This is a genomic window from Nostoc sp., from assembly GCF_036917535.1.
Lineage (GTDB): Bacteria > Cyanobacteriota > Cyanobacteriia > Cyanobacteriales > Nostocaceae > Nostoc.
On the sequence record NZ_JBALDA010000010.1, the window covers coordinates 20935 to 44445 of the forward strand.

Sequence of the window (23511 nt, forward strand, 5' to 3'; positions counted from 1 at the left end):
GCATTGAGAATAGGGGATGAGTTTTTAATAACTCGTGAATGAGTTTTTGAACTCTATTAATGAGTCTTTAATACTCGTGAATGAGTCTTTGAACTCCATTAATGAGCCTCTAAACTTCATTAATGAGTCTTTAATACTCGTGAATGAGCCTTTGAACTTCATTAATGAGCCTTTGAACTCCGTTAATGAGTATTTGAACTTCATTAATGAGCCTCTGAACTCCGTGAATGAGTATTTGAACTCCATTAATGAGCCTTTGAACTCCATTAATGAGTTTTTGCTTTCTACTTCTCCTACTCCCCACTCTCTCATCTCTCTCATCTCCCCAATGCCCAATGCCCAATGCCCCATGCCCAATCCCCAATATATAAACTATGTCTTCCACTACTGTTCGTCGTAAAGCCAACACGTTTTATGTAATTTTGATTGCTGGTGCTGCGGCACTCGGCGGGTTTTTATTCGGTTTTGACACTGCTGTAATCAACGGCGCGGTTTTATCTTTAGCAAAAGCTTTTAATACCAGTAGTTGGGTAACAGGGCTGGCAGTGTCCCTAGCGTTGCTGGGGTCTGCAATTGGAGCCTTCTTTGCCGGACAGATTGCAGACCGTTATGGTCGAGTCAACGCAATGGTAGTTGCTTCGGCGTTGTTTACTATCAGTGCCATTGGCTCTGGGATAGCCTTCACTATCTGGGATTTTATCTTTTGGCGATTATTGGGTGGAATTGGCATCGGCGTTGCTAGCGTTATCGCGCCGGCTTACATTGCCGAATGTTCTCCCACCCATTTGCGAGGAAGGTTAGGATCTCTGCAACAATTAGCGATCGTAGTCGGAATTTTCATCGCCTTATTGAGCGACTACTTTATCGCTGTGTCAGCAGGTTCAGCAGACTCGCCGTTTTTGTTTGGAGTTGCAGCTTGGCGCTGGATGTTTTGGACAGCAGTCCCGCCAGCAGTATTCTACGGGATGGTGGCTTTAACAATTCCGGAATCCCCCCGTTATTTGGTTGCTAAAGGACGAGAACCAGAAGCTGCTAACGTTCTGACCAAGATTTTAGGGGGTGACGTACTGCCAAAAATCGAAGAAATTCGGCAGACAGTGCTGCGCGAACGCCAACCTAAATTTTCTGACCTCTTAAGCAGAAGTGGCGGACTCTTACCAATTGTTTGGATAGGAATAGGCTTATCTGTATTACAGCAATTTGTTGGGATTAATGTCATCTTCTACTACAGCAGTGTTTTGTGGCGTGCTGTGGGATTTTCCGAAAAAGATTCCCTATCAATCACGGTGATTACAGGAGCCGTCAACATTATTACAACACTGATTGCGATCGCCTTCGTGGATAAATTTGGTCGCAAGCCCTTACTCATAATCGGGTCAATCGGCATGACCATAACCTTGGGGACGATGGCTTATCTGTTTGGCAATGCTCCCCTCGATGCTGCTGGCAACCCCAATCTTACTGGAAGTGCAGGTACTATAGCTCTCATCGCAGCCAACGTCTATGTATTTTGCTTTGGTTTCTCCTGGGGGCCAGTGGTTTGGGTGCTGTTAGGAGAAATGTTTAATAACAAAATTCGAGCCGCCGCACTTTCGATTGCTGCTGCTATGCAATGGGTTGCCAATTTCCTCATTTCCACAACATTTCCTCCGATACTGCAATATTTCGGTCTAGGTTCTGCCTATGGACTCTATACAATTGCAGCAGCTACCTCATTCTTTTTCATTCTCTTTTTTATTAAAGAAACTAAAGGAATTGAGCTGGAAGATATGTAATTGGCATCCATCTAGCACTGCTGTGCGTAATTCATAATTCGTATCTCTGTGTCCTCTACGTCTGGAGCGGTTGTTAAAAAAAGACTTTGACAAATAGTTTTAGCCTTATACCGATTACCAGCTTTGTTAAATAGAGCAAGGGGCATAAGCCTCTTGTCTCACCAAGCGTGATTTTGTGGAGTTTTATAAACAATTGGCTTGGGATTAGATGGGGTTGATAGCAACAGATAAATTTCAATCTTCTGCCTTCTGGCTTCTTCACAATTGATGACTGCAAAGTAATTGAAAAGTATGCAGCAGTGTGTTTATAAATACAGCATTTTCCTAATTATTATTAGGAATGTGTATTCCTATCTGTGATGCTACATCCCAGAAAAAATATTAGACAACAACTAAATACAAACTCTCGCTTCAGTGAATCAGTAAAAAGATGGAAACTATCAATACGGCTCTTTGTTATTCTGGTTTATCCGGCATGATATTTCATGCGCCGTTTATTGATTTGCATCCCGGATTTAAATTAGTCGGTTATTGGGAAAGAAGCAAAAAGTCATAGCGTTGCTTTAAATAACCTAAAATCTCAGATCGAAATATGTAACTTTAATGCTGATTAGCTTAGAAGCTGGAAGCTTTAGTTCGAGTGCGATCTATTTAGTTCCAAATTCAGAATTAAACCATTTTCAAATAATAAGCCAATGCTAAAAATTATTTTTCATAGCTTTTTTCTTCTATTTTTAGCAATTCCAGCAGTTTGGGCAGCACCTCCAGAAGATGATTCTAATGCAGCAGATGTTAATCGGAATTTGCAGGGACAAGTAAATTCTGTTTCCCAGTTTTCTGATGTACAACCAACTGATTGGGCATTCGCTGCATTGCAATCGCTAGTGGAACGCTACGGCTGTATTGCAGGTTATCCCAACTCCACCTATCGCGGGAACCGTGCCTTAACCCGTTATGAGTTTGCCGCAGGTTTAAATGCTTGTTTGGATCGGATTAATGAGTTAATTGCCATATCTACTAGCGATTTAGTTAATAAGCAAGATTTAGCAGTGCTGCAAAAGTTGCAGTCAGACTTTGCCGCAGAACTAACAACTCTGCGCGGACGAGTAGATATCCTAGAGGCACATACAGCAACATTAGAGGCGCAGCAGTTTTCCACTACTACTAGGTTGAATGCTCAAATTATTACCGCCATTAGTGATACCTTTGGTGATAGAGTAGGTGGCGAAGATGATGAATCCAATCTCTACTTTGCAAATCGGGGTCGTCTCAACTTTGAGAGCAGTTTCACTGGCAAAGATTTATTGCGAGTTCGGCTAGAATTTGGTAACTTTGCGAATCCCACCAATGGTACAAGCCAAATTGCCGCAGCCACAGGCACAGGGATGACACGCCTGAACTTCGATTATGACAGCAACGAGACACTTTTTGTCCCCCACATCCGTTATTACTTCCCAGTCAGTGATTCCCTTAACTTCGTTATTGGGCCTACAGGCATTGGTTACACCGACATTTCCACCACCGTCACTCCCCCCACAATCGCTGACGACGGCAATGGAGTTCCCTCACTATTTGGCTCATACAGTCCCTTATTCCGGCGAGGTGGTGCCGGTGCAGCCGCTAACTGGAACATTACCAAAGACTTGGTTCTCACGTTGGGCTATTTAGCAACCAGTCCTAATGTGCCATCGCCTAGCAACGGATTATTTGATGGCGGCTACAACGCCCTAGCGCACTTAGCTTATTACGGTAAGCAAGGAGCAATTGGTGTTGCCTACTCTCATGGCTATAGCCCTGCTGGAGTAATCGAACTCTCAGCTGGGACGGGTAGCGTCCTATCAAACGCTCCTTTTGGCAATAACATTGCTACTTCCAACGATATTGTCGGCACACAGGGATACTATCGCTTCTCCCCGAATTTCCAAGTCCACGCTTGGGGTGGATATATTTGGGCAAATGCCGAGAATTCTGGTTTGAGTAATATTTCCAATGGTAGGGGTGGAACAGATTCTCTGTTTGTAAACAATGGTGACAATGCCAATGCCTGGTTTGGGGCGATTGGTATGTCATTTCCTGATGTCGGTGGTAGAGGCAATCTGCCGGGAATTCTCTTTGGTATACCACCGCATATCTCTAACAGTGATGTCCGTCAAGACCGAAACAACGCTTACCATATCGAAGCTTTTTATCGCTACCGCCTAAATGACAACATCTCAGTGACTCCTGGTTTTTGGATGATTCTCAACCCGGAAAATGACAGCAGAAATGATACGCAGTATATGGGTGTGCTTCGCACAACCTTCGATTTTTAACTGAATGTCAATGGTTTGCTTACCAACAGAGTGCTGAGTATTCAGTACTCTTTAGGGACTTCTAGTGAAAAAACAAAAATTATTCTTCTGTGACTACCAAATTCCACAGCGCATCAATCCCATCGCCTACATATTTTGAATCCTGGTGTTGTGAAATCCATTCGGCGACAATAGCAGTAACATTGCTGGAGTTTTTGCCCAACTTGCCTAATGCAGAAGCAGCAGAGTTACGCACACTCTGACTCTCATCTTTGACTAAACCCAGCAGTGCTTCAACTACCTGTGGCAAGGCGTTACCAAACTTGCCTAATGCAGAAGCAGCAGAGTTACGCACAATCTCACTCTCATCTTTGACTAAACCCAGCAGTGCTTCAACTACCTGTGGCGAGGCGTTGCCCAAGTTGCCCAATCCTAAAGCAGCAGAGTAACGCACAATCTCACTCTCATCTTTGACTAAACCCAGCAGTGCTTCAACTACCTCTGGTGAGGCGTTGCCCAAGTTGCCCAATCCTAAAGCAGCAGAGTTACGCACAATCTGACTCTCATCTTTGAGTAAACCCAGCAGTGCTTCAACTATCTCTGGCGAGGCGTTGTCCAAGTAGCTCAATATAAAAGCAGCAGAGTAAGACACTATCTGACTCTCATCTTTGAGTAAACCCAGCAGTTCTACCAATACTTCCTGTTGTTCACCTAAAGCTGCTCGATATTCTCGCACTCGCTCTTTATCCAAATCTGCTGGTGCGTTCAAACATTCTAATGCTTGAGCTTGAAACCGGGTTTCATTTAAATTGCAAAGAATTTGAAAAACTTGTGATTTAACTTTCCTACCTACTTGCTGAGAATTGCTAACTTCAAGCTCAACTAATTCCTGCAAAATATCTGTAATCAATTTGCCATCAGATAATTTTAAATCTTCAGCTAAACAAGTACCTACAAAGAAAAGATTGCGGTGCAGCCATTCTTCATAAAGAGTCTCTTGTTGCAGAATTGCTTCAATAATTTTTTTCGAGTTATTTTGATTTTGTTGAGCTATTAACAGCAACAACACCTCTCGCCAGTGGGAATTGTGTAGATAATCTTGAATATGATTTAGTACTTCGTTAAAGTCTCCTGATTGGCGATCGCGTATTTCTTCACCTGCTAAATATTCCTGAAATGTCTTATGCACAAAGGCATATCTATCTTGACCTTGTTCGTTTAATAAACCACAGCGTTCTGTAATATGGTCAACTAAGCGTTTGGCTTCTTCTTGAGCTTGATGTTTCTGAACTTGATAATTACATTCACGAATATATTGGCTTAATTGCGTAATTAACTCATCTCTCTCAATCAGCGTCCCACCTTCTTTATCGCCAGTTTCACCTTGAGAATGAATCCAGTAAGCTAGGCGTTGCATCAATATTTTGATATCGTCCAATTTAATATAATTCAGCTTCCAAGACTCAATGCCCTTGTTGACATCCCAGTTAATCAATAGCGTATCAACTGCCTGTTCATAGAGTTTATATCGCTGTCTAGGCAAATGTGCGTCATAGCGATGAATCAAGGCAATGATTGTGAGTAGTAAAGGATTGCGTGCTAATAATTTGATGCGTTTTTGTGCTGCTAATGCTTTTTTTAAGCTTTCTTGACGCTGTTGTGCTTCCTCTGGGTTGTTTGGCAGTCTGCTGTTATACCACTGCTGAATAAATAAATCAATTTGACTATCATCAAATTTTTCTAGCTGATAATGAGGGAATTCATCTGTACCAAAAAACTCTCGACTATAACCTGCTGGACGCGAAGTTATAATTGCCCGATTTTGAGAATATTGTCCGAGAAAGCTGTGAATTATCCTTACAAATTCATAGCGATCGCTTGGTTTAGCGATTTCATCTAAGCCATCAAGTAAAATTAACGCTCTCCCATCTTCTAACCAATGTTCAAAGAAACCTTTGGGCAATTCTTCTTTAACATGAATATTATTGGCAAACTTGCGTACATATTCTAAAAGATTCTTGGTTGAAGCTTTGTCTAAATCTCTAATTCTAATCAAAATTGGCAGTAACTCTAAATCTGCTGATAAACCGGGTTTTTCAGTCTGCTGTTCAGCCAGTATCACAGCAAAGTAACTCATCAAAGTTGTTTTACCAATTCCTGGTTCTCCCAACACAACAAATTTATTGCGCGTACTTTCTTTTAGCAATTTTTGGGCTGAGAATTTCTTGCCACTACTTTGTTGTTCCCAAAGTAAATTTTGCTGACGTTGTTGGTTGACTGTCTCTTCCAAAGCCAAATCTAGATTTAATTTTAAATCTTTACTTTCTCTAGCTTCTACCTGCTCAACTACATTAGGCATCACAAAAATTTGTGGTAGTTTAGCAAATTTTTCTTCTTCTTTTGTTTTTACCTTTATCCCGACAAATTCAACTCCATCAAAATAGCCTAATAGTTGTTTGAGATAATCTGATTTAGCAAATTGAAACTTTAAATATGTATTAGTGTGTTCAAAATAAGTATCTACAAACTTTTTCAGCCAATGTTCAATACTCTCATTGCGAAGCTCTAAGTTTGGCTTTTCTGATTTGATTTTGTGGAATATTTGAATTAAAACTTGTAGGTTTGGGGTTGTTTTCTCTATAAAAGGCTTCTGTAGTTCTTCTTGAACTCCTGTATCTTTGAAAAACCTCTCTAAAAGTTCTCTCGCATCCTTTGGCGTACAATGAAAAAACAAATGCTTATGAGAATCTTGATTAGAATCCCACTCTTCAGCAAATTGTACACCTGCTTTCAAAGCTTTTTCTAAGTCTGTAGGATTTAATTCACTATTGATTTTCTTAACAATTTCTGGAAATACTGCTTTTCCTACTGAGCCAGCAATAGTTAATAACTCTGTACTCATATTACTTGGGATATATAGTATATATACATACTACACGCTTATTAGCTTTGTCGTCGCTGTGGGAATTTTACAACTGATACAGGGACGGGGTAATCCTGATTTACCTGCAACTGTTGCTTTTTTCGATGAGCAACAGCAATGAACCTATCCTACTATTCTAAAAATCCCTAATTATTGTTGTAAAATGTGCCTGAAAACTTTGATTTTTCGTTTTTAGTGCTCACTCAGCTTAAGAGGTTGTTTGAATAGTAGTTGGCTGTGATTTTAATCACATTATTACCCCCCTTAATCCCCCCTTGTAAAGGGGGGAAATAAGAAATCTTGTTTCCTCCCCTTTCCAAGGGGAGGGTTAGGGTGGGGTAAAACTAACGCGAACCAAGTGAGTAAGCTATTTCGGCGAACGCATTTGTTGATTCGGCGAACGCATTTGTTGATTCGGCGAACGCATTTGTTGATTCGGCGAACGCATTTGTTGATTCGGCGAACGCATTTGTTGATTCGGCGAATGCATTTGTTGATTCGGCGAACGCATTTGTTGATTCGGCGAACGCATTTGTTGATTCGGCGAACGCATTTGTTGATTCGGCGAACGCATTTGTTAATTCGGCGAACGCATTTGTTGATTCGGTGTTCGCATTTGTTAATTCGGCGTTCGCATTTGTTACTTTGGCGTATTTTAGCCAATACGCGCTACTTCTGCATATTCCGTTTCATTTGTTCTAATTCATCCTGAGTTTCCCAGCTACGGAACTTCTCTTCTAAGTCATCAAAACCACTAGAATAATTGCTAGTTTGATTCGACCAGCCAATGGTTTCAAAACGCTGCTGGGTTTTCCTAGAGGCTCCGCCTCAAGACTTGCGGCAGAGCCGCAATGAAGTGCATTTCTAGCCTTTGGCTAGAAACGAGGTTTGAAAAGGGTTTTAGCTTAAGTTGACACCAATGAATCTTGCGCCTCTACAACAGGTGTGGTACAAGTACATGAAAACTGCTGTAATCAGGTTTTATTTGCCCTCAATGAAGATTACCTATTGAATTAAAAGGGTGCGATCGCTAATAAGTTTACTATTTGCCTCCAGAACTATCAACAACGGGTAGAGCAAGCGTTTGCACTTTTAGCTGCTGATCCCAAATCGATAATTGAGGCGATCGCAACTCGGTCAGCATCTTTTTCAATCCCAATCACCTGAACGTTGTCCAATAGTGGAAACAAAACTAGTAAATTTCATGGTGCTGAATGTGCCGAAGTAATGGATAAAAGCAATAAGGACAGTCGTGCATATTGTTTACCTCTGTAATTGCTCATGGAAAAACAATTTTAGGGGCTGCCGCATGTCCTAAATAAAGATAGGCTGCGGAGCGCAACACAATTTCAGAGTAGAGAATCTTTTGGATGTCTAAAGAAGGCACACGTTTTGCTGTGAAGTTGTAAGCCACAATTTCACCTTCCAGGCTGAAGTCACTATCCGTCAAATAGTGATCGTAATCGTGCATTCCTTGAAAAATAAAGCCATAGATAGGATTGGGATAAACGGAAGAATCGTAACTATCGGCGGATACCCAAAGTTGTCCTCGCTCAATATCAACAAACATCTCTTGAGCGTTGTTGTAACGCATGTAATCTGAAAATTGCAGATTTAAAGGTAATTGGTGGAACTCACCCATAAGCCAATCGCAAAGTTGGGCGATAGTTTCGTCAGAAATCTCTGCTGGCTTGCCTTCTAGGTAGAGTTTGGCAAGAGTTTCTATTTGAGATGTAGTTGTGTTTGTTTGCGCGATCATATTGCTACCCTCATACCCTTTAACTACCTTTACTCTGACAATTTTCTTAATAATTTCTTTGAGCTAGTTCATAGTTGTAAGAGATTACAGCTTGATTAGGCTTCAAACAAAGGTCAGTCCAAGCCGCGTAGAACTGCTTTATCGTCTTCACCTGTGGAGGCTGTTAATCTTTTTGAGTGGTGCAGACATCTCGGTTGGATATTCTGCACCGCTTAAAATTAGTTCAGTCACTACTGCATAAGCCTCGCTCCATGCCTGCTCAGTATTAGGTGTCCACGCACTCTCTAAGCAAATCGAAAATGCTTTTAACAACGTACTGCCTACCATTGGATAATGTTCAGGCAGCACTCCATACTGAATATGACGAGTCCCTAAAGCCTTGAGTGCATTAGCCAATACATCGGGGCTACGGAGACTGTCTACAACTAGGACAAGCGATTTGAAAAGTTTCTTGGCTTGTTTTTTCATATCGATATTGACAAACAGTGGCTTGACCTCTGGATAGTCCGCAAACAAATTAGTATAGAAGTGAGTCGTAAACTCAGTTTCCTGTTCTTTAATCTGTGAAAAACTGGATTCCAACAATTCAATATTTAAAGACATACAGCAGTCCTCTTGTTTACTGCTTATAGTTTGTCAAATCCTGGTGAATCCATCTATGAGTTAGCTCATAGTTGCAAAAGAAAAAGTTAAATTGGAAGAGAAAAAGTAAATCTTGCTTAATTAGGCGGTTCAACGATGCAAGTCACGGTTGAACAACTTCAGCAAATTCCATTCTTTTCTAGACTCGATCTAGACCAGCTTGCACAGTTGCAAACTCATGCTATGGTTAAGCAATACTTGCGTGGAGAAATTATTCTTCATGAGGGTGATCGCCTGCCTGATAAACTCTTCGCTGTTGTCAGTGGAAGAATAGAAGTTAAGAAAACCGCTTCTACAGGCAAAGAAACGATTTTGCGGACGTTACCTGCCGGAGAAATATTTGCTGCACCTGCACTATTGGGTAATGGCTCATCCCCCGCAACCGTCGTGGCACAGCAAGATTGTCAAATTCTCACGATTGAACGCACTGCAATACTTGCGCTGATTCAAAACGCTCCAGAAGTTGCCTTGCAGATTATTGCAGTCCTCACGGAGCGCCTTCAGCTTCTCCATCAAGCAGTGCATGGATTAGTTTCAGAACGGGCGCTCGTGCGGTTAGCGCAATACATTCAGCAGGCGGCGATCGCAGAGGGAACAGACGCAACGCCACAAGGAGTATTGTTGCGATCGCGTCTGCCTTACTATCAAATTGCTCGCAGCATTGGGATTACCTACGAAGAATGTGTACGACTGTTCAAACAGATCCAGGCGATCGTCACTTACCATCGAGGCGGTAAAATTCTGGTATTAGACCGAGCGAAATTAGATGCGATCGCCCAAGGTGAATATGATGTTTATAGGTAAATAAAATTGCCAGTATGACAAAACTTTTAAAGAAAATCTTTCATGATTTTTACAATCCTAAAATATTGGTGAAAAATTTTCTCACTTTTAAAGTGGTAACAGGTTGAGAGAATTTTGTAGAGATTTCTCCTGTATGTGTTCTCTCCACCAAATATGCAACTCCCCGATAAATTAATTGATAAGTAACTGGTGGTGTAAAAACTTTTGCAGGCTCAATATTCGGGTCAATACGATAGGTTAGCCCACGATAAATCAGGTTATAGGTAGAACCTTTACGAGCAACTGGTGCAAATGGTCGTGTTACTTTTTTGGCTGCTTCTGTTAAGTTATATTCGTAAACAAGACCGCGGTAGTAAAGTTTCATTTTTAGCTCCTAATCTATTTATTGTTACAGGTAAGGACATACCGATTTGGTGTTTCCTTAATTGGTGCGGGTTTCATTCTGGGTTTAACTGTGGGATAGCAAGAGACATATACAACAGAGTTATCTGTCCAAGTGAGTAGATAAGATTTGTTGCCAAGTTTAGTCAATCCTGGTGGAATATTTGATGCCGTAGCAAAAGCCTTGAAGTTAACTTGAGATGCAGCAATTCCTAAAACAGAAGTGCCAATAACTAAACTAATACTTGCTATCCAAGCTGTTGATAGTTTCATCAGAGTTTCTCCTTAGAAATTAAACGTTTTGAGTTTCACCCAGTTTTCTGTTCATTCTGTTTGTGAATTATTTCCTGACATTGGAGCAGTAAAGACTTTTCACCATAGTTGTTACTTTGCTAGATATGTTTGTTCAAGCAAATCTAGGCGATCGCCAATTACCATCGCAGTGGCAAGATTCTGATATTAGACTTGTCTGTAATAGATTAATTTCAGGAATGAACGGCAATTGACTGGTTTATAGACCGTTTGCTGAAAAACAGCTGAGTCATTCGCTCATAGTGTTCGCAGAGATTCGCTCCTTAAAGAGCATAGTCAACAATTGGACTGCCATAAGGTGGCTTAATGAAGTTACCAATATAGCTATAGGCAGTTGCATCTAAGGTTGTGGATTGCTCTCTCATGAAAAACGGTTTGTCTGCTAAAAAGTCTCAGAGGGCTTGGAAATCAGCACAGATAATCTGAATGATTTACTCACTGCTATGACAACCCATTCCATGACCATACATTTGAGAAAGTACCTATGATTTTCTTGGCATTGAAGCAACGCTGGTTTTAGCCTTGAATTTTGGAAAACCAGCGTTTTGCCGCAGGCTACTTGACTTGAGTAATTTTCGCTGAGTAGAGATGCCATCTACGCTGCTTTGAAGTGGAGCCAGGAACATCATTGACTCGTCGCAGCACATAGCTGCCGCGAAATCGCTGTGGAGTTCCATTGGTGGTAACAGTAGTAATAGTAACCGGAATATCAATGTAGATTGAGCCTGCACCTGGGTCTGGTCTACCGGGTTTTCCAACTTCTACAGCAACGGATGTGGTATTGGCAAAACCCTGCTTGAATTGCTCAAACGATTGCTTGCTAGCAGCCCCATTTCCCTCCCAAGCCGAGTAAGCTTGTTTATAGTCTCGACGGGCGATCGCACTATAATAGTCACGAATTACTTGGACTGCTTGCTGCTCAGGGCTTTGTGTTGCAGAGACCGATGCTGGGGTTGGACTGGACGCAATCAGATTTGCAACCGATGGAGTATTCGCAGCAGGTAGTTGTGATTTGGCAGAGTTATTACAGCCTGCGATGGCGATCGCGAGTAGCATTCCGCCAACGGCTATAGAGTGCTGTTTTAACCAGATATATAAATAAAAGTAAATCTTTGACAAAGATACCTCCTTGGGATTCCACATACTGGAAATGCAATCGATACAACCATTGACAATTTTAGATGAGTATGCGTTTCTAATCTTTACTTGTAGCGTAAAAATCTATAAATATATCTGGCTAAAGGTTTCAGCATCCTTGCAGTTAGTCTAATTTCGCTCATTGCTGAGGATTGATATTTACAGTTGGCTACACCTGCGGTAGTTAGGCGCTGAACCCTCCATCAATCATTAGGTTTGCACCAGTGATGTAAGCTGCCTCAGACCCAGCTAGATAAGCGACCATCCCTGCAACTTCCTCAACAGTGCCGTAGCGGGGCAGTGCTAGCTGCTTTTTAGTCATCTCGGCAAACTCACCCTCTGGGGGATTCATATCGGTAGCGATCGGCCCGGGCTGGACGTTATTGATTGTAATTCCGCGCGGGCCGAGGTCACGTGCCAACCCTTGCACAAGACCTTGTAGAGCAGATTTGCTCATGGCATAAACAGAGCCGCCAGCAAATGGCACACGTTCGGCGTTGGTGCTGCCAATGTTGATGATGCGTCCGCCTTCTTGCATATACTTGACTACGGCTTGAGTCGCCACAAATACGGCACGCACATTAATGGCAAAGGTGCGATCAAAGTCCGCAAGCGTGAAATCATCGATAGGGGCCATCGTTGCCACGCCCGCATTATTGACCAGGATATCAATGCCGCCAAATTTCTCCACTGTCTGTTCAACAGCAGCCACCACCTCACTAGCTTCGGCACTATTGGCTTGGATGGGCAAAGCCCGAACGCCCAGCGCCTGCACTGCTTCGGCGATTTCCTTGGCGTGATCGGGCGAGCTGGTGTAGGTGAAAGCAACATCAGCGCCTTCAGTTGCCAAACGCTTAACGATGGCGGCCCCGATACCGCGACTTCCTCCAGTGACAAGTGCGCGTTTCTTTTTGAGTGTGTAGTTCATATTCGATACCGTGGATTAGAAATTGGATAATTTGCTGTGCGTCTAAATGGGTAAAAGCTGTAAATTCTGCCGTAACAACCTAATCTACTCATCGTGAAAATCACAATTAATCTAAATATACCCCTGTTCTGTCACTTTGGGAAAAGCCAATGCCTAAAAGCCTTTGAGAGCTTTACTTTTCAGTTTTTAGCTATAAATTTGAGTTTCTGTTAGAAAATAAAAGCTCAAAACTTTATTAAATCAAAGTTTCAGAGTTTCGCTCCGTTGATTGTTTTCCGCAAGTGACACAAGAGGGTTAATACAGCTTTTGACTATCCTACCTTTGCAGACTCTCATTAATATTTTATTGATAAATGCGCTCTAAGACTGCTATATCTGCTGCATCTAACTCTACACGAATTCCACTACGAATCAATTGTGAAAAGTCCTCATTTGGAACCATAAGAGTCAACGTATAAAGGCGATCATTACCTATATTTTTAATTAAATGTGTACCTGTGGGAGGTATTAATAAGCTATCTCCAGTTTTAATTGAAATATTCTTACCATCACATACAGCTATAGCTTCACCTTTAAGGACAAAAAACATTTCCACTGACCATTGATGACGATTTGGAGGAGTTTGCCCTCCAACATCAAAAATTTCTACACAACAAATTAAAGAAGTACTAGCATTTGTGGAATCGAAGATAATTGCTAAGCGATTGGAATCATCAGGACTAATGCGGTATACTTCGTAATCTTTGGGAGATTTAATAACAGGAATTACACAATGAGTAGTGGACATTTGTTTATCTGCTTCTGCTATGATATATCAGGTTACTAACTGTCTCAGCTTGAGGAACAGTGTTTGCTTTGATACTTTTGGTAAATGTAATACATAATTGTATTTAAGAGTATTACGTAAGCTAAAACCTTCAATCTGTCGTTGAGGCTCTGAGTTGTAACACTTTTGCCAACAGTATCTTGCTATGCTTTCACCCCAAAACTCAACTTTTTTGCATCAAATTAAAAGTATTACAAAACTTTGCATTCTTCTTGACGAGCCGCTGGATTTACTACCCCTGCCCGTCAACCAATTTTACAGCTACAATTTTGATCGTTAAAAGCAGAAATTTCACTCTTTGGGCGGATATCTCTGGCTCATTTCCGGTCTCTATATTGTTGTTCGTAGGCATCAATACCAGGGTCAGTATAGCGATCGCCAGATGTCCAAAGGCGATAAAAAATGCGTGCGAGTTTATGAGCAGTAGCGGGAAAAAGCCTTTGGAGCACCCATGCGGAACTGCATACGACGGTAATAAGCACCCAAAGCAGAATGACTACGGCATAGGGTTTGTGCAGCCATACGCAAAGCAGTTGCAGCACGATTAGTAACAGGACGAGTTTTAGAACTTTTAACTTTACCGCCAGTAACACGACTACCAGGACACAAACCAAGCCACGATTTAAAGTGCTTGACTATGGGAAAGCGTGTTGGGTCTAAACCAACCTCAGACAGTAATATCAGTACAGTTAAAGCACCCAAACCATCAACAGCAGTAAAATCAACATCACTCATGCGATACAAATGTGTACGCAAATCAAATTGTGGTGCATTACCTGGTTGCTTTTTACCCCGACGTTTTGGTTTAGTTAAAGGCTTTTTTGTGACATCAACTTTATCAGAAAATGAAGCCAAGCATTGCTCAATTTGAGTATCGCACTCAGCTATCTGTGCCTGGTAAAATTCGTAAAACTTTAACTCTTGTTGAAGAATGAACACTAATTCTGGACGATAATCTCCAGTTAAGGATGCAGCTATCTCCTCAATGCTAGCTTTAATACGTCCATCTTTAAAACCAGCTAATTTGATGGGATTTCGCTCTCCAGATATGATTGCTCGGATGATATTCAAGCCAGTAGTGCCTGTAATGTCACTAATAACGCGATGTAATTGTATATTCATCTGGGTAAGAGCTTTTTGCATCCTTTGTATATGGACGCAACCGCTTTTAATCAAGTTATCCCTTTGGCAGAATGGCACTAAGTTAAGCACAAACCCTTGATATAACTGGCTTTTGGGTGTGGGGTGTAGGGTGTAGGGAATCAAGAAAATGTTGAACTCCTTGACGCAAGTAAAGTTTAATTGTCTTAAACACTACACCCTACACCCTACCCCCAACACCCTGCCCTAGCGAGGTTTCACGTTTTCTTAGTGACATTCCCCTTTGGCGTATGTAGCTACGGAGAACACAATAGAAAGGTCTTCTGGACGGAAGGAACCTGACAGTAAACCATAAGTATGTAACTGTTGTAGCCACTGGCAATCTAAAACTGATGTTTTAGGTCATTCATCTGAGAGCTAATAGGGTGTTGCTCGGTTCTCTCTTTTCCACTTCTTCTCTGCATCGGAGTCCGGATCTGGAGGAACGAGGCCGTCGACCAACCAAAGTTCAGTGGGCGTTTGATCAATGTAAAACTCCCATCTCAGGTTGTGACGCTTGATGATGGGTTCGACTGCGTCCTTACACTTCTGGACGAACCTCTTCTGCGTTTCATCGTCGATCATCTGCCGCGCGACATGATCGACCTGGATGCTGACTAAGTCCTTCGTGACTTCCCCGCCGTTATAAAAAGAGTCTTTGGACAGATCGTGGAAGTGAACGTTGACGTAGAACCGCGGCAGAAACGGATAGAGACCCGTGATTAGCTGCGACATCTCCAGCTTCTCCTCATTGGTGAAGACGTCTTCATGATGGTAAATTTGCCACATGGGCATAGGTAGTTTCCTTTAGTTGTGGTAATTGCGAAAGCGCTTGCGCTGCGTTTGTCGTTGCAGCAAGACTCCAGCGAGCTAGCGCCGCACCTTCACGTCGACTAGTGTCCAAGCGTTAACATTTGCCTGACTGATTTTGACCTAATTTGCCGCTTCGCCCTCACGCGTTCGGCAGTTCCTCCACTTGGAGAAACCCCAAGACCGGACTACCGAACCTTCTTTGACATCTGAGATGTTTCAAAGGCTGGTAGCAAAATCACGTCAAAGTTGTTCACCAATCTAGATTTTAACTTGCAATCTAAAAGTTAATTTGATTATACTTGATCTAACTGGTAAATTGCAAGTGAAATTTGAGTGGCTTAAAATTCTTATGCAAATCAGACGCTCATCTTGCCTGATTGCTTGTACTCTGGACGTGATTGGAGATTGCTGGACACTGCTCGTGCTCCGCGACATGCTGTTCTTTGGCAAACAGAAATTTGAAGAGTTCTTACAATCCCTCGAAAAATCTTGTCGGTTAACAGGTTGTTTGTCGCTTTAACAGATTGATGTCATCAAAAGAGAAAATTATACGATGTCAGGTTTTCAGTTGTTGATGCGATCAGCTCTGGCTGGGCGTTCCGCCATCATTAATCAGTGCCTTGTGAGGAATGTTCAAAAAATTAGAACTCCCTAAGCCGACTTGACTTTAGCAGTTTATGAGAAAACGACATTAATCTGTTAAAGTGACAAACAATCTGTTAACCGACATAATTGCATCCTACAGGATGGTCATTGTCCTGGTTTGACACGTTGCCCCGTAAAAGTGAATGTTCCCGCGACCGGAGCATCATCTACGAGTGGATTTGCGTTTATATTGAAGATCCGAAGTGTTGCTTTTTTTACCTCAACTGTCTCAGTTTTCGGGTCAAATGTTGCGTGATAATCACCTCTGGCAATGGAAGCGGGTAATGTCGCTGTTTGGTAGTTGAAATTGAGTGTCGTGACAGTAATTTCTCTATCTCCAATACATTTCCAACTGCCCTGTGTGTTGCCATAGGGTTGAACAGAGGGAACACCACTTTGGTTTGAAGCAGTGGCAAAATAGTTACCATCTTGTGTGAACGTTACAATACTACGAAATGAACCGAAGTCACCAGAGACTGTCGCCAGATACGTGCCTGTCACCAATTTGCGACAATCGGTTATGGGGTGGGCTGAGACTTTGTGCATATTCACCATGTTTGAAATCATTACTAACAGTAGACAAATCGTCAACTTAGTGAAAGCATTACGAATTTTCATTCTAAAACGTCCCCTGATCAGTACACGAATTTATTCATTCACTAGACTTGCTTTCGGCTTATCTTAGTGCCATTCGGTCTATAGGCTAATTGAGTGTAGAGGTTTGGTGCTAGAGAATTGGAGTGTATAGATGAATTTTTGATTGAAGATTTCATATTGTTGATTGTTTTAGCAGTTCAATTTTTAATGCAGGCGAAGAATTTCGGTTGTGTTACAAAAACTTGCAAAAGATCAAAGCTCTGTATAAATCCGAACGAGTTATCCGACTAATCCAAAAATTTGAGCAATAAATTTCACTTAAGCAACGATGTCTATTTTTTCAACTCTCTTGACTTGTCCTTTACGAATCATGTTCATAGCCTGATATCCCCTCAAGGAACGCCAAAGCCGTGTTGAACGAGGCAAATTCAATTCCTGATTTAACCAATCGAAAGTTTTAAAGTCCCTAAGACTCGCGTTGTGCCGCGTGCGCTTCCACGTCGCCCTTACGGGGGGAGGGGCGCAGCAAGCCAGATCCTCACCGCGAGCGAGAGGGTGACGAGCACGACCCACCGCGCGGATGATGCGATGGATGTCACAGGCAACTTCTTACGCCCCATCTTGCCCAGATATCGCCCTTTGACCAAGGCAGGCAAGAAGCGGAGGAACTTTTTGCAGGTAAAGTTCTTTTTTTCAGTCATACAGGTGCTTGAAGGAAATTCGCCAGATTGAAGTAACTTGTGAATCAATACAAACTACATATTTAGCATTCACTAAGCGAAGGGTTTTGACTAGTCAAGATATAGTGCGTTAACATTCGACTTAAGCTTGTCGAGACCAGTCGCTCTCAGCCAGTTCCACAAGATATAGTGCGTTAACATTCGACTTAAGCTTGTCAGGCGAGGCCAGTCGCTCTAAGGCAGTTCCAGAGGACTTCAGGCTAGCTGAGAGTGTATGTGAGCAAAATTCAGTAAACCAAAAAGTTTTTTCAAGGGGCGATCGCTTCCATGACACTACACCAAGGACGATATCCTGATCCATTTCTACACTGTTCAATAGCTTTAAAAACTGTAGTGCTTATGGAGCATAGCTTAGAGCTTTTTTTAGTGCCATTCGTGCTTGCATACTTGCTTCCCCACTCTAGGTTTTAACTTGCAATCTAAAAGTAAATTGACTATACTGGATCTAACTGGTAAATTGCAAGTGAAATTTGAGTGGCTTAAAATTCTTATGGAAATCAGACGCTCATCTTGCCCGATTGCTTGTACTCTGGACGTGATTGGAGATCGCTGGACACTGCTCGTGCTCCGCGACATGCTGTTCTTTGGCAAACAGAAGTTTGAAGAGTTCTTACAATCCCCCGAAAAAATCTCAACCAACGTTCTATCGGAGCGACTGAACCGCTTAGAACAACTCGGTTTGATTGAGAAGCAGCCTTACAGCTCCCATCGCCGACGCATGCAATACACTCTGACCAAGCGCGGCCGCGATCTTGAACCCGTGCTGAAAGCACTTGCAAAATGGGGGTTGAAGAACATTTCTGGAACGCAGACTCCGAATAGCTCAAATAACTTACCCAATCAAGTCGAAGGAAAGTCTTGCTGAACTACCAGCCATTTGTCGGTTAACAGGTTGTTTGTCGCTTTAGGGAGATCCAAATAATGAAATGCCCAGTCGTATTAAATATATTTTGGCTTGACCCTGCGTATTTAGGCGCTTTCGCCCCGAAGGGCTTTCATCGACGGCTGGGCATTTTATTTCGAGTAAGTGCCTTAACAGATTGATGTCATCAAAAGAGAAAATTATACGACGTCAGGAGTTTTGTAATGTCTAATATTAAACAAGGAATGCCAGTGCTTGCTCGTCATGAAGGTGATTGGGTAGTTATACATTAATTGATATAGCAGGAAATATTCTCGACAGGTATGAATCTCATTTAACCTGCCAGTTTCCAGAAAATGGCCTTCATCCTTACTACCAAATCAATCGCTACAAGTGGTCTGATGGAAAAAAGGAAGAGTATGAATTTCCTGGAATTTATAAAGATAATAAGCTCTGGTTTGACACCGATCGCATTTCTGGAAAAGCTTGGGAGGCTGATGATTCCATCGTGATATTACAGTTTTCTTATAAGACAAACCCAGAAATGGGATTATATGAAATGATTTATGTTAGTCCTGACAATAACAATCGTGCGCGTACTTGGCATTGGTTTAAAAACAATCAAATCTATCAACGCACTCTCATTCAAGAAGAACGGCTAAGATAAAAAAATCTTTTACTGAAATTAATTCCTGACTTAAAATGAATGAAGGCAAAAATTAAGTGCGTGTGCAAATCGGATACTAGTCCGGCTTCGCCAACTCAGGGAACAAGTTATGCATCCAAGTAAGCCCAAACGTAAGCGCGGTATCTTCCTTACCCCTACTGGCTTGGTCAAATTCCAGCAGGCAAAACGGGCGTCAGAACTTCAGCATAATGGCGGTGACAGGTACACGCTCGAAGATTTAAGTGATCTGACTGGTTTGGCTCCCAGTACGGTGATGAAAGTGCTGGGATGTGAAGTCGCAGTGGATAAACAAACGCTCTTGTGTCTATTTGGGGCGTTCAAGCTAGAAGTTAGTCAGGGGGATTTTGGTAGACTCAGTGCCGATATCCGACTAAATGCAACTGAAACTGCTGTAGTGCGTCAGGACTGGGGAGAGGCGGTTGATGTCTCTGTATTCTATGGACGAATACAAGAACTGATGCAGTTAGAGCGCTGGATAGTTATTGAGCGCTGTCGCTTAGTGGCGCTATTGGGAATGGGCGGCATCGGCAAGACAACTCTTGCTGTGCGTCTGGCACAACAGCTTCAGCATCAGTTTGAATTCATTGTTTGGCGGACGCTGCGGGATGCCCCACCAGTTGGGGAGGTCTTGGCAGAGATGATTCAATTCCTCTCTGGTCAGCAGGAAACAAACTTACCTAGCAACACCAGCAGTAGGATATCACGATTCTTAAAGTATCTGCGCTCCTCACGTTGTCTGGTGGTGCTAGACAATGTGGAAACCATTCTTGGTGGCAAAGAGGTAGCTGGTTCCTACCGTACTGACTACGAGGGATACGGTGAGCTGTTCAAATGCGCGGGCGAGGTGGCGCATCAAAGCTGTCTACTTCTGACTTCTCGCGAGATCCCAAAAGAAGTAGCCTTGCTCTCAAGTGCAGCCAGTCCGGTGCGGACATTACAATTGCCGGGGTTATCAGCAATAGAGGGGCAGTCCATCCTCCAGGAGAAGGGGCTAACCACTATACCACCGGAAACCCAGTGGACAGAGTTGGTTAATTATTATGCTGGTAATCCTCTAGCCTTGAAAATCGCGGCGACTCACATCAAGTATGTGTTCGATGGGAATGTGAGTGAGTTCTTCCATCAGGGCGCGATAGTCTTTGGCGATCTCAAAGAGCTGTTAGCACAACAGTTCGAGCGTCTACCAGAGCTAGAACAAGAAATTATGTACTGGCTAGCCACTAGACGAGAACCAGTAACGCTAGCTGAACTGTGCGCTGACATGGTGATCCCCTCTCCAAAAATGAAACTGGCAACAGCACTGGAATCACTGGGACGGCGCTCGCTGCTAGAAAAAATTCAGGCAAGCTTCACCCTCCAGCCAGTGGTGATGGAGTATGTCACCAGTCGCTTTATTGAGCAAGTTTGTCGAGAAATTGCTCTGGGACAGATGAAACTTTTGGGCAGTCATGCACTGATGCAAGTAACAGTAAAGGATTATGTTAGAGACACGCAAGTGCGTTTGATTCTCCAACCAACCATCAATGAGTTACTAGCTGTGCTCAAAAGCCGAAGCAACATTGAGTTCCAACTTCGGCAGACACTAGAAATACTCAAGGAGCAAGCTCCACAACAACCGAGTTATGCTGGTGGCAACATACTCAATCTGCTTTGTCAAATGCAGGTAGAACTGAGTGGCTATGATTTTTCGCATCTATTTGTCTGGCAAGCCGACCTCCGGCAAGTGAATTTGCACAAGGTCAATTTTGCCCAGGCCAATTTAGCTAAGTCGGTGTTTGCTGACACCCTCGGTCCGATTTTTACAGTTGCCTTTAGCCCCAATGGAAAATTTTTGGTGATGGGTGGCCCTCATAGCAAAGTTCGCGTGTACCAAGTGGCAGATGGGCTTCAACTTCTTGCCTGTCAAGGTCATACAGGCTGGGTTTGGTCAGTCACCTTCAATCCTCAAGGGACAATGATCGCCAGTGGCAGTGAAGATAAAACAGTAAAACTATGGGATGTCAGCACTGGCGAATGTGTCAAAACCTTGTCGGGTCATAGCGGTACTATCCGCTCAGTCGCCTTCAGTATAGATGGTCAGACTATAGCAAGTGGCAGTGAGGACTCAACAATTCGGCTATGGGATGTCAGCACTGGTCACTGTCTCAAGGCTCTACAGTCAGACAGTGATAAAGTAACATCTGTCGCCTTTAGTCCTCAAGGGACTGTACTTGCAAGTGGTCATAATGACTCTGCCGTCAGGCTATGGAACATTAGTAGCGGTCAGTACCTTAAGACCTTACCGGGACACACCCAAGGTGTAAATTCCGTTGCCTTTAGTGCGGATGGTGAGATGCTAGCAAGTGGCAGCTTTGACTCAGATGTTCGGTTGTGGAATGTCGTTACTGGTCACTGCCTTCGTATTCTTCCAGGCCGTGGTGAAGAAGTACGTTCAGTTGCCTTCAGTGAGGATAAAAAAACGTTAGCGAGTGGTAGCTTTGACTCAGCTCGATTATGGAATGTTGCTACTGGTCGCTGCGTAAAAATACTACAGGGACATAGTGGTAGGGTGTGGTCAGTTGCCTTTAGTGAGGATAAAAAAACGCTAGCGAGTGGTAGTGAGAACTTTGAGGTGCGGCTGTGGGATGTTGGCACTGGTCACTGCCTTAGGACCTGGCAGGGCTATAGTAATCGAGTTTTATCAGTTGCCTTTAGCCCAACTGGTGACATCCTTGCCAGTAGCAGTGAAGACAGAACGGCAAAGCTGTGGGATACTAGCACTGGTCTATGCCTCAAAACTCTGCGAGGTCATAGTCATCGGGTGATGTCAGTCACATTCAGCCCTCGAGGGACGGTTGTCGCTAGTGGCAGTGAGGACCAAACAGTCAAGCTCTGGGATGTTAACACCAGTCTATGCCTCAAAACTTTGCGGGGTCATAGTCATTGCGTCACCTCAGTTACCTTTAGTCTCGATGGACAGATTTTGGCTAGTGGGAGTGAGGACTCAACGGTTAAGCTGTGGGATATCATTACTGGTAGATGCATTCAGACCTTGCAAGAGCCAACCTCATCTCCAATCTGGTCAGTCGCTTTCAACCCTAACGGTCAGACTTTAGCCAGTGGTTCTCCTGACAATGCAGTGAGGTTATGGGATGTTAGCACTGGTCAATGTCAAGAGACTCTTTGGGGTCATACTAGCTGGGTTAGATCGGTTGCCTTCAGTAGAGATGGTCGTCTGCTTGCTAGTGGTAGCCATGACAAAACAGTTAAGTTGTGGGACGTTAGCACTGGTCAATGTGTAGACACACTGCACGGACATAGCAGTTTCGTCTGCTCAGTTACCTTTCTAGACAATCGGACGCTGGCAAGTGGCAGTGGTGACAAAACAGTCAAGCTGTGGGATGTCAGTAGTGGCAGAGAAATCAGAACATTGTCAAGCCTGGGCGCTCTTGTCTGGTCAATCGCTTTTAGTTCTCAAGGCCGGAAATTGGTCAGTGCTAGTGAGAATGGGATAATAGAGCAGTGGGATATCAGTACGGGTGAGTGCTTGAAAACTCTGAGAAACCCTAGACCTTATGAGGGCATGAACATCACTGGCGTTATTGGTTTAACTGAGGAGCAGAGGCTGACTCTTATAGCTTTAGGGGCAATTGAGGGTGGGAGCGTAGCAAATTAGTAGTACTTTGTAAAGTTTGAATTGAGGGATAAAGTCAGGGACAATAATTTAAAAGCGGCGTTGCATAAATGCGGGATGAATCAACCAGATACAGGTATTTACCTATACTTTAAGTAGTGCAGTAATAATCTTACTGAGTATTTAAGCATATCTATTGATTTGGAATAGCATAATGTTTTTCGATGTAGGCGTGCCAGATAATGTCTAAGCCTTGTATTTTCCCCTTCGATTCTTGTCATATATGTTTTGCTAATAATATGGTCTCCTGAGTTGATAAAACTAGCATAAACTGGCCACCCATCTGTGACGTAAAAATAGCACTCCCAAAGCAATACCATTGCCAATTTACGAGGGTTCAACGCCTGTAGAAAGGGGATGAATACGACCATTAGCAGTGAGTTAGGCAAAAATCTGGGTTAATAAAATAGGCTCAGGCATTTCAGGAAGCATTTTTAATATTTTACGAAAATATCGAAAACCACGATAGTAAGCCCTAAAATCAATAATCCCAGAGTCGGGATTGTGTTGACGGAAATCACAGAGAAGGTAATGAGATAAGTTGACCATAAAGAATGCTAGATTAGCCGCATTAT

The 23511-nt window shown here is 42.9% G+C and carries 21 protein-coding genes and 5 pseudogenes; 6 read left to right on the forward strand and 20 right to left on the reverse strand.

Annotation, left to right across the window (positions count from 1 at the left end; translation table 11 throughout):
* Positions 1-24: 24 nt before the first annotated feature.
* A complete protein-coding gene (locus V7K56_RS02680; protein ID WP_334907343.1) occupies positions 25-351 on the reverse strand; it encodes a hypothetical protein in 327 nt (108 codons plus the stop codon).
* Between the two features lie 23 nt (positions 352-374).
* Here V7K56_RS02680 and V7K56_RS02685 point away from each other — a divergent pair, with 23 nt between their 5' ends.
* Both V7K56_RS02685 and V7K56_RS02690 read left to right on the forward strand, forming a co-directional pair.
* Positions 375-1775, forward strand: coding sequence for a sugar porter family MFS transporter (locus V7K56_RS02685; protein ID WP_334907345.1), 1401 nt, complete (start codon positions 375-377; stop codon positions 1773-1775).
* Positions 1776-2470: 695 nt separating this feature from the next.
* Entirely contained in the window at positions 2471-4087 is a 1617-nt protein-coding gene (locus tag V7K56_RS02690) for an iron uptake porin (RefSeq protein ID WP_334907347.1), read from the forward strand.
* Positions 4088-4166: 79 nt separating this feature from the next.
* Here the strand turns inward: V7K56_RS02690 and V7K56_RS02695 are convergent, their stop codons facing one another.
* The 6 genes and pseudogenes from V7K56_RS02695 to V7K56_RS02720 all read right to left on the reverse strand — a co-directional run bounded on the left by V7K56_RS02695 (position 4167) and on the right by V7K56_RS02720 (position 9351).
* Positions 4167-6968, reverse strand: a complete 2802-nt coding sequence (locus tag V7K56_RS02695) for an NACHT domain-containing protein (RefSeq protein ID WP_334907349.1) — start codon at positions 6966-6968, stop codon at positions 4167-4169.
* Between the two features lie 388 nt (positions 6969-7356).
* Entirely contained in the window at positions 7357-7563 is a 207-nt protein-coding gene (locus V7K56_RS02700; protein WP_334907351.1) for a hypothetical protein, read from the reverse strand.
* 95 nt (positions 7564-7658) lie between these two features.
* Positions 7659-7811, reverse strand: a pseudogene (locus V7K56_RS02705) (TIGR04376 family protein); the annotation flags it as partial.
* 239 nt (positions 7812-8050) lie between these two features.
* A complete protein-coding gene (locus V7K56_RS02710) occupies positions 8051-8179 on the reverse strand; it encodes a hypothetical protein (protein ID WP_334907353.1) in 129 nt (42 codons plus the stop codon).
* Positions 8180-8268: 89 nt separating this feature from the next.
* Positions 8269-8748, reverse strand: coding sequence for a hypothetical protein (locus tag V7K56_RS02715; RefSeq protein WP_334907355.1), 480 nt, complete (start codon positions 8746-8748; stop codon positions 8269-8271).
* A 147-nt stretch (positions 8749-8895) separates the two neighbouring features.
* Positions 8896-9351, reverse strand: a complete 456-nt coding sequence (locus tag V7K56_RS02720; RefSeq protein WP_334907357.1) for a globin family protein — start codon at positions 9349-9351, stop codon at positions 8896-8898.
* Between the two features lie 135 nt (positions 9352-9486).
* On the opposite strand from V7K56_RS02720, the gene V7K56_RS02725 reads away from it, so the two are divergent.
* Positions 9487-10194, forward strand: a complete 708-nt coding sequence (locus V7K56_RS02725) for a Crp/Fnr family transcriptional regulator (RefSeq protein WP_334907359.1) — start codon at positions 9487-9489, stop codon at positions 10192-10194.
* Positions 10195-10243: 49 nt separating this feature from the next.
* Here V7K56_RS02725 and V7K56_RS02730 read toward each other — a convergent pair whose 3' ends face one another.
* The 11 genes and pseudogenes from V7K56_RS02730 to V7K56_RS02780 form a co-directional block, all read right to left on the reverse strand.
* Entirely contained in the window at positions 10244-10558 is a 315-nt protein-coding gene (locus V7K56_RS02730; protein ID WP_334907361.1) for a DUF4278 domain-containing protein, read from the reverse strand.
* A gap of 14 nt (positions 10559-10572) precedes the next feature.
* Positions 10573-10848, reverse strand: coding sequence for a hypothetical protein (locus V7K56_RS02735; RefSeq protein WP_334907363.1), 276 nt, complete (start codon positions 10846-10848; stop codon positions 10573-10575).
* A gap of 302 nt (positions 10849-11150) precedes the next feature.
* Positions 11151-11267: pseudogene (locus tag V7K56_RS02740) on the reverse strand (glutathione S-transferase C-terminal domain-containing protein); the annotation flags it as partial.
* 175 nt (positions 11268-11442) lie between these two features.
* Positions 11443-12006, reverse strand: coding sequence for a hypothetical protein (locus tag V7K56_RS02745; RefSeq protein ID WP_334907365.1), 564 nt, complete (start codon positions 12004-12006; stop codon positions 11443-11445).
* A 202-nt stretch (positions 12007-12208) separates the two neighbouring features.
* On the reverse strand, positions 12209-12952 hold the full coding sequence (locus V7K56_RS02750) for a 3-oxoacyl-ACP reductase family protein (RefSeq protein WP_334907367.1): 744 nt from the start codon (positions 12950-12952) through the stop codon (positions 12209-12211).
* 343 nt (positions 12953-13295) lie between these two features.
* Complete coding sequence (locus V7K56_RS02755) at positions 13296-13739, reverse strand: cupin domain-containing protein (protein ID WP_334907369.1); 444 nt, start codon at positions 13737-13739, stop codon at positions 13296-13298.
* 453 nt (positions 13740-14192) lie between these two features.
* Complete coding sequence (locus V7K56_RS02760) at positions 14193-14900, reverse strand: transposase (protein WP_334907371.1); 708 nt, start codon at positions 14898-14900, stop codon at positions 14193-14195.
* A 396-nt stretch (positions 14901-15296) separates the two neighbouring features.
* Positions 15297-15713 (reverse strand): tautomerase family protein, encoded by a 417-nt coding sequence (locus V7K56_RS02765; RefSeq protein ID WP_334907373.1) that lies wholly within the window; start codon positions 15711-15713, stop codon positions 15297-15299.
* Entirely contained in the window at positions 15685-15822 is a 138-nt protein-coding gene (locus tag V7K56_RS02770; protein ID WP_334907375.1) for a hypothetical protein, read from the reverse strand. The genes V7K56_RS02765 and V7K56_RS02770 overlap by 29 nt, the downstream gene beginning before the upstream one ends.
* Positions 15823-16481: 659 nt before the next feature.
* The gene (locus V7K56_RS02775; protein WP_334907377.1) at positions 16482-16994 is read right to left on the reverse strand and encodes a hypothetical protein; all 513 of its coding nucleotides are present in this window, start codon (positions 16992-16994) and stop codon (positions 16482-16484) included.
* An 801-nt stretch (positions 16995-17795) separates the two neighbouring features.
* The gene (locus V7K56_RS02780; protein WP_334907379.1) at positions 17796-18014 is read right to left on the reverse strand and encodes a hypothetical protein; all 219 of its coding nucleotides are present in this window, start codon (positions 18012-18014) and stop codon (positions 17796-17798) included.
* 189 nt (positions 18015-18203) lie between these two features.
* Between V7K56_RS02780 and V7K56_RS02785 the strand changes: the two genes are divergently transcribed.
* From V7K56_RS02785 to V7K56_RS02795, 3 genes and pseudogenes are all read left to right on the forward strand, one after another.
* Positions 18204-18578 carry a winged helix-turn-helix transcriptional regulator gene (locus V7K56_RS02785; protein ID WP_334907387.1) on the forward strand — a complete coding sequence of 125 codons (375 nt, stop codon included), beginning with the start codon at positions 18204-18206 and terminating at the stop codon, positions 18576-18578.
* Between the two features lie 221 nt (positions 18579-18799).
* Positions 18800-19242, forward strand: a pseudogene (locus V7K56_RS02790) (DUF3598 domain-containing protein).
* A 109-nt stretch (positions 19243-19351) separates the two neighbouring features.
* Positions 19352-22918, forward strand: coding sequence for an NB-ARC domain-containing protein (locus V7K56_RS02795; protein ID WP_334907389.1), 3567 nt, complete (start codon positions 19352-19354; stop codon positions 22916-22918).
* A 98-nt stretch (positions 22919-23016) separates the two neighbouring features.
* Here V7K56_RS02795 and V7K56_RS02800 read toward each other — a convergent pair.
* Positions 23017-23328: pseudogene (locus V7K56_RS02800) on the reverse strand (IS1 family transposase); the annotation flags it as partial.
* A pseudogene (locus V7K56_RS02805) lies at positions 23318-23511 on the reverse strand (IS4 family transposase); the annotation flags it as partial. The pseudogenes V7K56_RS02805 and V7K56_RS02800, both read right to left, overlap by 11 nt.

Coding starts and splice junctions, on each gene's coding strand:
- V7K56_RS02765 (WP_334907373.1), bottom strand. CDS start 15,713: ATGCCCATGTGGCAAATTTACCATCATGAAGACGTCTTCACCAATGAG.
- V7K56_RS02690 (WP_334907347.1), top strand. CDS start 2,471: ATGCTAAAAATTATTTTTCATAGCTTTTTTCTTCTATTTTTAGCAATT.
- V7K56_RS02750 (WP_334907367.1), bottom strand. CDS start 12,952: ATGAACTACACACTCAAAAAGAAACGCGCACTTGTCACTGGAGGAAGT.
- V7K56_RS02720 (WP_334907357.1), bottom strand. CDS start 9,351: ATGTCTTTAAATATTGAATTGTTGGAATCCAGTTTTTCACAGATTAAA.
- V7K56_RS02730 (WP_334907361.1), bottom strand. CDS start 10,558: ATGAAACTTTACTACCGCGGTCTTGTTTACGAATATAACTTAACAGAA.
- V7K56_RS02680 (WP_334907343.1), bottom strand. CDS start 351: ATGGGGCATTGGGCATTGGGCATTGGGGAGATGAGAGAGATGAGAGAG.
- V7K56_RS02725 (WP_334907359.1), top strand. CDS start 9,487: ATGCAAGTCACGGTTGAACAACTTCAGCAAATTCCATTCTTTTCTAGA.
- V7K56_RS02700 (WP_334907351.1), bottom strand. CDS start 7,563: ATGCGTTCGCCGAATCAACAAATGCGTTCGCCGAATCAACAAATGCGT.
- V7K56_RS02775 (WP_334907377.1), bottom strand. CDS start 16,994: ATGAAAATTCGTAATGCTTTCACTAAGTTGACGATTTGTCTACTGTTA.
- V7K56_RS02695 (WP_334907349.1), bottom strand. CDS start 6,968: ATGAGTACAGAGTTATTAACTATTGCTGGCTCAGTAGGAAAAGCAGTA.
- V7K56_RS02780 (WP_334907379.1), bottom strand. CDS start 18,014: ATGGATCAGGATATCGTCCTTGGTGTAGTGTCATGGAAGCGATCGCCC.
- V7K56_RS02795 (WP_334907389.1), top strand. CDS start 19,352: ATGCATCCAAGTAAGCCCAAACGTAAGCGCGGTATCTTCCTTACCCCT.
- V7K56_RS02735 (WP_334907363.1), bottom strand. CDS start 10,848: ATGAAACTATCAACAGCTTGGATAGCAAGTATTAGTTTAGTTATTGGC.
- V7K56_RS02685 (WP_334907345.1), top strand. CDS start 375: ATGTCTTCCACTACTGTTCGTCGTAAAGCCAACACGTTTTATGTAATT.
- V7K56_RS02785 (WP_334907387.1), top strand. CDS start 18,204: ATGGAAATCAGACGCTCATCTTGCCCGATTGCTTGTACTCTGGACGTG.
- V7K56_RS02760 (WP_334907371.1), bottom strand. CDS start 14,900: ATGAATATACAATTACATCGCGTTATTAGTGACATTACAGGCACTACT.
- V7K56_RS02715 (WP_334907355.1), bottom strand. CDS start 8,748: ATGATCGCGCAAACAAACACAACTACATCTCAAATAGAAACTCTTGCC.
- V7K56_RS02755 (WP_334907369.1), bottom strand. CDS start 13,739: ATGTCCACTACTCATTGTGTAATTCCTGTTATTAAATCTCCCAAAGAT.